Consider the following 7,901-nt stretch of genomic DNA (forward strand, 5'->3'; position numbering starts at 1 on the left):
AAATGTACTTTTCCCAACTCCAGGAACACCTGTAATTCCTATCCGAATTGATTTATTAGCGTGTGGCAAACAAGCATTAATTACTTCGTTAGCTTTTGCTAAATGATTGGTATTAGTGCTTTCGACCAAAGTAATCGCCCGACTTAATGCAGAAATATTTCCGTTCAAAATGCCATCAATTAATTCCTGTGATGAGGGCTGAATTTTTCTGAATTGCTGAACTTGCTCGATAGCACTTGAACTGATAATTTCTGGAGCAGAAATACCAGCTTTTTCGTGAAGTGCTGAATGTTTTATCTTATCGTTTCCCAAAACTAAATATCATTTGAGTAAAATTAGTGCTTAAATATGAATAAATTTATTTTTTTGAAGAAGAATTAGTTGCAATGGCTTTTGATTAAAATTAATGGTCCTACTGGAAATGTTGTGAATATTCAATTTTTTTTAAACCATTAAGATATTAAGTTTCATTAAGAAAAACTGTAAAGCTTAATTTCCTTACTATCTTAATGGTTAAAAATGTTTGTATATTTATATTTTAAATGTTTTGACTTTCCACACAAAAACCAGTAGAACCAAATTAATTTTAAAATCATATCAGCATTAATTTTTTTGTTTGATAATTTGAAAAATTAATAAATTACTCAATATCTTTGAGCGCTTATGTCAAATTTCATTTTAATCTTCGGTTTTTTATTGCTTGGAATTGTTTTGCAAAATGTAAAACGGTTTCCAAAAAACATATATAAAACTTTAAATTGGATTGTAATTCATATTTGTCTTCCTGCATTAGCCTTATATCATATTCCAAAAATAAAATGGAGTATTGATTTATTATTCCCTATTAGTATTGCTTGGATAGGTTTTATTGTTTCTTACTTGCTATTTACTATTTTGGGAAGAAAGTTTGGATGGTCAAAAAAACTTACGGGATGCCTTATAATTACAGCGGGATTGGGCAATACTTCTTTTTTAGGATTCCCTATTATTGAAGCTTTATATGGACAAGAAGGAATGAAGACGGCAATTTTAGTTGATCAACCTGGGTCATTTGTTGTTCTTTCTACATTAGGGATTTTGGTAGCTACATTGTACTCTAAGGAAAGCCCAAATGGTTTTCATATTGCAAAAAAAATCATTTTTTTTCCGCCTTTCATTACTTTTATTTTGGCTTGCGTAATGAATGTTTTAAATTTTGATTTTCATCAATATGTAGAGTTTGTATTGCAAAAAATAGGTAGTACAATGACTCCTTTGGCAATGCTATCGGTTGGTTTGCAATTGCATTTTGATAGTAAAAGTCAACATTGGAGATTTTTAGGATTAGGACTTTTATATAAATTAGTATTAACTCCTGCAATGTTCTATTTATTATATGTTGTAATTTTTCATCAGCACACAAAAATAGTTGAAGTTGCAATAATGGAATCGGCAATGGCACCAATGATTATGGCAAGTATATTGGCTTCTTCTTATGGCTTGAAATCTAGATTAAGTAGTATGATGGTGGGTTATGGAATACCAATATCATTTATTACTTTAATGTTCTGGTATTTTGTGTTGAATCATATTTAAAACAGTATTGATATTTAAGTTATATGACTATCCATGACTTGTACCAAACCGATAATATTAACCACAGATTTTTTTGGTAATTATGTGTAAAATCTGTGAAATCAGTGTCAAAAAAATATAATTGGTACACTTTGCGGACAGTCATATTAAGTTAAATAAGCTTATTTATTTTGGCATATTGCAACAACATAATTGTTTTTGCATCTTTTATTTCACCAGTTTGAATCATTGCAAAAGCCTTATCAAAAGAAAGTTCCAAGACTTCGATATTCTCTTGTTCAGAAGCTATTCCGCCACCTTCATTAACTTTCATAGTTGCGTTATATTCGCCAACGAATAGGTGTAAAATTTCAGTTACCGAACCGGGCGACATATAAGTTTCAAAAATTTTTTGAACTTTCGAGAGTCGATAGCCAGTTTCTTCTTCGGTTTCTCGAATGATACATTGTTCAGGATAATCTTTATCCAAAAGGCCTGCACAAACTTCAATCATCATTCCCGATTCATTTCCATTGAGATAGGATGGCAACCGAAATTGTCTAGTCAAAATAACGGTTTTTTGAGTTGAATTGTAAAGTAAAATAGCAGCTCCATTTCCTCTATCATACACTTCCCGAATATGTGTTTCGACTGGTTTGTTCTCTTCTTGATATTCAAAAGTCACTTTATTTAGTAAATACCAATTATCTGAAAGTAATTCGGTTTTTTGGATTTTTATTTTTGGGTTGTCCATTTTTGTCATTGTTTTATTAAAAAACGCCCTGAAATTTCAGAGCGTTTGTGTAATTTATTTCAAAATTGTTTGCTTCCTGTCTGGTCCGACAGAAACAATTTTTATAGGAACTTCGACAAATTCTTCTATAAATTCGATGTATTGTTTTAGCTCAATTGGTAACTCATCATATTTTGTCATTCCAGTCAAATCTGCTTGCCATCCTTTGAATTCTTTAAAGACTGGAGTTACATTCTCAGGTTCGATGTTGTAGGGAAAATGAGAAATGTTCTTGCCTTTGTAATTGTATTCGGTGCAAACTTTTAAAATTGGAAAACCAGAAAGAATATCTCCTTTCATCATCATCAATTGGGTTACACCATTAATTTGAACAGCATATTTCAAAGCTACTAAATCCAGCCATCCGCAACGTCTTTGTCTTCCTGTAACCGAACCAAATTCATTTCCAACTCTTGCCATTGTTGCTCCATCTTCATCAAAAAGTTCTGTTGGAAAAGGGCCACTTCCTACACGAGTTACATAAGCTTTGAAAATTCCATAAACTTCTTTTATTTTGTTTGGAGCAATTCCAAGACCAGTACAAGCACCAGCTGCAGTTGTGTTTGATGAGGTTACAAATGGATAAGTTCCAAAGTCAACATCTAATAATGAACCTTGAGCACCTTCGCATAATATTGATTTCCCAGCTTTTTGAGCTTGGAACAAATATTCTTCGCTGTCTATGAAATCTATTTTTTTCAATTCTTCGATGGCTTCAAAGAATTCTTTTTCCATTTCTTCTAAATTGTATTGAATGGCAACATCGTAGAATGCAATCATTTCTTCGTGTTTGTTTGCCAACGCTCGGTATCTTTCTTTGAAATCTTCGAGTTCAATATCGCCAACACGAATTCCATTTCTACCAGTTTTGTCCATATAAGTTGGACCAATTCCTTTTAAAGTTGAACCAATTTTTGCTTTTCCTTTAGCGGCTTCTGAGGCGGCATCAAGCAAACGATGCGTTGGCAAAATTAAATGTGCTTTTCTGGAAATGATTAATTTATTTTTGATGTCTAAATTAAACTTTGCCAAGCCTTCAATTTCTTTTTGAAAAACAACAGGGTCAATTACAACTCCGTTTCCAATAATGTTTACGGCAGTTTTATGAAAAATTCCTGAAGGAATCGTTCTCAAAACGTGTTTAATTCCGTCAAATTCTAATGTGTGTCCTGCATTTGGACCTCCTTGGAATCTGGCAATTATATCATATTTTGATGTAAGAACGTCAACAATTTTTCCTTTTCCTTCGTCTCCCCATTGTAATCCTAATAATAAATCTACGGTCATTCTATGTGTTATTTGTAGTTAATTTGTGTTTATTGATATTTCAGTTTGGTGTTGTCTGTGCTATTTTTTTCTTTTTGTTCCGTATAAATACAAAGAGTGATTAGTTATATCTATGTCAAAAATTTCTTCAATAGTTTTTTTAATACTTTGAATTCTTGGATCACAAAACTCAATTACTTCTCCGGTGTCTGTTATAATTATATGATCGTGTTGTTTGTCGAAATAGGACTTTTCGTAGTAAGCTTGGTTTTGTCCAAATTGGTGTTTACGAACCAAAGCAGATTCCAATAAAAGTTCAATAGTGTTGTATAAAGTTGCTCTACTCACTCGGTAGTTTTTATTTTTCATTTTGATATACAGATTTTCAATATCAAAATGTTCTTCACTATCATAAATTTCTTGTAGGATAGCGTAGCGTTCAGGAGTTTTACGATGTCCTTTTTTTTCAAGATACATTGTAAAAACATTTTTTACAATTTCTTGATTTTTACTGTTATCGATTGAAATTTGTGTCATATTAGGCAAAGATAAATTTTATTTTTCAGTTTAGAAGTTTAAGCGTTTAAAAGTTTATTAACTATATTCTGAAACACTTATACCTGTGATTTTTCCTCAATTTTTATATTCTCTCACCACTTTTTCAATACCATCAATTTTCTTGATATTGTCAATTAGTCTCTTCAAAATAGTATTGTTTTGAACGATAACTGCTATTTGTCCGTTAAAAATTCCTGCTTCTCCACTCAAAGAAATACTTTGAATATTTACGTTCATATTGTCTGAAATTACTTTTGTGAGTTTATTAGTCAAACCTATTGTATCCATTCCTGTTATATGTAAAATAGCTTTAAATTCCTGTTGTGAAGAGTCAATCCATTTTGCCAAAATAATTCGATAAGCATAATTTGACTGAAGGCTTATGGCATTGGGACAATCTTTTTTGTGGACTTTTATTCCTTCATTTATGGTAATAAAACCAAAAACTTCGTCACCAGGAATTGGATTACAACAAGAAGATAATTTATAATCTAATTTGTCATGGTCAACGCCAAAAACTAGCATATCATAATTGCTGCTAATGACTTGTTTGTGAATATCTTCGTTTACAGTGCTCGAAGAACGCTTGATTTTGCTCTTGAAGAAATTAATAAAAGTATTACTTTTTTGTGTGGCATAATCCTTTAATTGCTGGTTTTCAATTGCTCCAACTCCCACTCTGTAAAATAAATCCAAGCTGGTTTTTAACTTGAAAAAATTAACCAATTCATTAACCACCGATTCGCTCATAGTGATTTTTAAATGTCTCAGTTTCCGAGTGAGGATTTCTTTTCCTTCTTCAGCAATTTTTTTGGTATTTTCGTTTAGGACATTTTTAATTTTATTTTTTGCCCTCGAAGTCGTAACATAATCCAGCCAGTTAGCTGTTGGTTTTTGGTATTGTGAGGTAATTACTTCAATTTGGTCGCCGCTTTTTAGCTCGTGATTCAAAGGAACCAATTTCCCGTTGACACGTGTTCCTCTGGTACGAATTCCAATTTCTGAGTGAATGCTGAATGCAAAATCGAGTGAAGTAGCTCCTTTTGGCAACGATTTTATTTCTCCTTTTGGTGTGAAAACGAAGATTTCTTTAGAGTATAAATTCATTTTGAAGTCTTCTACAAAATCCACAGCATTCGTTTCTGGGTTTTCTAGAGCTTCTTTCAAAAGATTCAACCAAGCGTCTAAGCCACTGTCTTCTGAACCCGAACCACCTTGTTTGTATTTGTAATGGGCAGCATAACCTTTTTCGGCAATTTCGTCCATTCGTTCACTACGAATTTGAATTTCAACCCATCTTCCTTTTGGTCCCATTACGGTGATGTGTAAGGCTTCGTAACCTGTTGTTTTTGGTGATGAAATCCAATCTCTTAAACGGCTCGGGCTAGGTCTATAATGATCTGTTACAATAGAATATATTTTCCAAGCCAAGAACTTTTCGTCGTGTGGTTTTGATTTGTAAACAATGCGCAACGCAAATTTGTCATAAACTTCATCAAAACCAACTCCCTGCGCTTTCATTTTGCGATAGATGGAATAGATAGATTTTGGCCTTCCTTTTATAATATAATCGAGTTTTTCTTCGTCCAATGTTGCTGTAAGGATATCTGAAATGTCTTTTATATAGGCGTCTTGTTCCTCTTTGGTTTCTTTTATCTTGCTTACAATGTCATTATAAATTGCTGGTTCGGTATATTTTAAGCCTAAATCTTCTAATTTGTTTTTGATTTTATATAATCCCAATCGATGTGCTAGTGGTGCATAAATATATAAAGTCTCGGATGCAATTTTCACCTGTTTGTAATCTTCCATATCGTCCAAAGTTTGCATATTATGCAATCTATCGGCAATTTTTATTAGGATTACACGAACGTCATCATTGAGCGTCAATAGCATTTTTCGAAAATTTTCGGCTTGCATTGAGACATTCATTTCCTTTTGAACTATGGAAATTTTAGTCAATCCTTCGACAAGTTGAGCCACTTTTGCGCCAAACATTCGATCAATGTCTTCTATGGTTATTGGAGTGTCTTCGACAACATCGTGAAGTAACGCCGCCGCAATTGCAGTAGCTCCTAGACCTATTTCATAGGCAACAATTTTTGCAACAGAAATAGGGTGAAAGATATAAGCCTCTCCTGATTTTCTTCTTTGATCTTTATGTGCATCTACAGCAACGTCAAATGCTTTACGAATGAGCTTTTTGTCTTCGGGAGTTAGTGTTTGATAGCTAATTCGAAGTAGCTCTTTGTATTCTTGAGCGATTGCTTTATTTTCTATTTCAACTTCAGGCATAAGTAGTGGTTCAATTTCTAAAAATAGCAATAAGAAATGAGAAAAACAAAAAGTAATTGTGATTTAATTGGTTAAAATTTATTCTTTAATTCTAACAAAATTCAAATCTTGGAAATCATAACTAAAATCAGTTAATTCTGAAATTGGTTTCATTTTTAGTGCATCTGGTTTTCCGTTTTCATCCAATTCAAAAAACAAGAAAGCATCTGCATTAAAACTACGATTATCCCATTTCAAGGTAAAAGTATTGTCTTTATAAAAGAAAGCTTCGCCAACTAATTTAGACGAGCGAACAGATTTGAAAAATAATTTTCCTTTTTTTTCTGAAATTTCAATTTTCCCAAACCAATTATCAACATAGGAACCTTCGTATTTTTTTAAATCAATTTTTAGTTTATCTTTTTGATTTTTTGAGACTAATGCCCAAACTTCATCAGTGCTTTTATCTGCTTCTGAAATATGATCTTTTTCTCTTTTTCCGTAGAATTCTACATAATTGGTGTAAGGAATATCAAGATAGGAATCTTTAATTGTGTTTGTAATAGCTGTAAAAGCTGCTCCAGATTGCTGATTTGTCAATACAACAATTCCTAAATTTAACTCTGGAAATAAAGTAGTTTGAGTAACAATTCCTTCCAGTCCGCCAGTATGAGTTACTTGTTTATAGCCTTTAATATCACTCAAAAACCATCCTAAACCATATCCGCTAAAATGGGTATTGTAAGGAGCTCTTGTAGTTGCAGGAATTATGGTTTGCAACTGCCACATTTCGTTTTGTTCCTTTCCTGAAAATAATTGATTTTGTTTTTCTGAACCATATTTTCCGTTTTGTAATTGCAGAATCATCCATTTGCTCAAATCGTTTACACTTGAATAAATTCCGGCAGCAGCATCAAAAGTTTGATTTTTATATCGAGAAATTATCTTGAGTTTTCCATCAGTTGGAACGTGAGGTGCAATAACATTTGTTGTGTCTTTGAGTCTGACAAATGAAGCGGCGCTATTGTTCATTTCTAAAGGTTTCATAATATGGTTTTCGATAAAATCACACCAAGTTTCACCGCTCACTTTTTCGATGACTACGCCTGCTACAATATAAAGCAAATTGTCATAATCAAATTTTGTTCGAAACGAAGAAACGGGTTTTAAGTATTGTAGATTGAGAATGATATCCTCAGGTTTAAAGTCACTTCCGTCAGGCCAAATCATCAAGTCGCCCGCTCCAAGTCCAAGTCCGCTTCGGTGAGTGATTAAATCTCGAATAGTGAATTCATTGGTTACATATTCATTATACATCTTGAATTCAGGAATGTATTGCGTCACTTTATCATCCCATTTAAGTTTTCCTTCATCAATAAGCATTGCTAATGCTGCGGATGTAAAGGCTTTACTATTTGAGGCAATTCCGAAAAGTGTATTCGCATCTACTTTTTCA

Annotated in this window: 6 protein-coding genes and 1 pseudogene; 1 reads left to right on the plus strand and 6 read right to left on the minus strand. The window is 32.7% G+C overall.

Features of this window, described 5'->3' with window-relative positions; genetic code table 11:
• Window positions 1-312, minus strand: a pseudogene (locus tag PHC28_RS12410) (methylmalonyl Co-A mutase-associated GTPase MeaB); the annotation flags it as partial.
• Between the two features lie 351 nt (window positions 313-663).
• Between PHC28_RS12410 and PHC28_RS12415 the strand changes: the two are divergent.
• Entirely contained in the window at window positions 664-1,575 is a 912-nt protein-coding gene (locus tag PHC28_RS12415; protein WP_300100900.1) for an AEC family transporter, read from the plus strand.
• A gap of 151 nt (window positions 1,576-1,726) precedes the next feature.
• On the opposite strand, the gene nudK is transcribed toward PHC28_RS12415, so the two are convergent.
• The 5 genes from nudK to PHC28_RS12440 all read right to left on the minus strand — a co-directional run.
• Window positions 1,727-2,308 carry a GDP-mannose pyrophosphatase NudK gene (gene nudK, locus PHC28_RS12420; RefSeq protein WP_300100903.1) on the minus strand — a complete coding sequence of 194 codons (582 nt, stop codon included), beginning with the start codon at window positions 2,306-2,308 and terminating at the stop codon, window positions 1,727-1,729.
• A gap of 54 nt (window positions 2,309-2,362) precedes the next feature.
• Window positions 2,363-3,634, minus strand: coding sequence for an adenylosuccinate synthase (locus PHC28_RS12425; protein WP_300100906.1), 1,272 nt, complete (start codon window positions 3,632-3,634; stop codon window positions 2,363-2,365).
• A 60-nt stretch (window positions 3,635-3,694) separates the two neighbouring features.
• On the minus strand, window positions 3,695-4,150 hold the full coding sequence (locus PHC28_RS12430) for a Fur family transcriptional regulator (RefSeq protein WP_300100909.1): 456 nt from the start codon (window positions 4,148-4,150) through the stop codon (window positions 3,695-3,697).
• 96 nt (window positions 4,151-4,246) lie between these two features.
• Window positions 4,247-6,466 carry a RelA/SpoT family protein gene (locus tag PHC28_RS12435; protein WP_300100912.1) on the minus strand — a complete coding sequence of 740 codons (2,220 nt, stop codon included), beginning with the start codon at window positions 6,464-6,466 and terminating at the stop codon, window positions 4,247-4,249.
• A gap of 78 nt (window positions 6,467-6,544) precedes the next feature.
• Window positions 6,545-7,901 (minus strand): serine hydrolase (locus tag PHC28_RS12440; RefSeq protein ID WP_300100915.1); only part of this gene is annotated, 1,357 nt, incomplete at its 5' end.

It is taken from the genome of Flavobacterium sp. (assembly GCF_028712645.1).
Classification (GTDB): Bacteria; Bacteroidota; Bacteroidia; order Flavobacteriales; family Flavobacteriaceae; genus Flavobacterium.

Coding starts and splice junctions, on each gene's coding strand:
- PHC28_RS12415 (WP_300100900.1), top strand. CDS start 664: ATGTCAAATTTCATTTTAATCTTCGGTTTTTTATTGCTTGGAATTGTT.
- PHC28_RS12435 (WP_300100912.1), bottom strand. CDS start 6,466: ATGCCTGAAGTTGAAATAGAAAATAAAGCAATCGCTCAAGAATACAAA.
- PHC28_RS12425 (WP_300100906.1), bottom strand. CDS start 3,634: ATGACCGTAGATTTATTATTAGGATTACAATGGGGAGACGAAGGAAAA.
- nudK (WP_300100903.1), bottom strand. CDS start 2,308: ATGGACAACCCAAAAATAAAAATCCAAAAAACCGAATTACTTTCAGAT.
- PHC28_RS12430 (WP_300100909.1), bottom strand. CDS start 4,150: ATGACACAAATTTCAATCGATAACAGTAAAAATCAAGAAATTGTAAAA.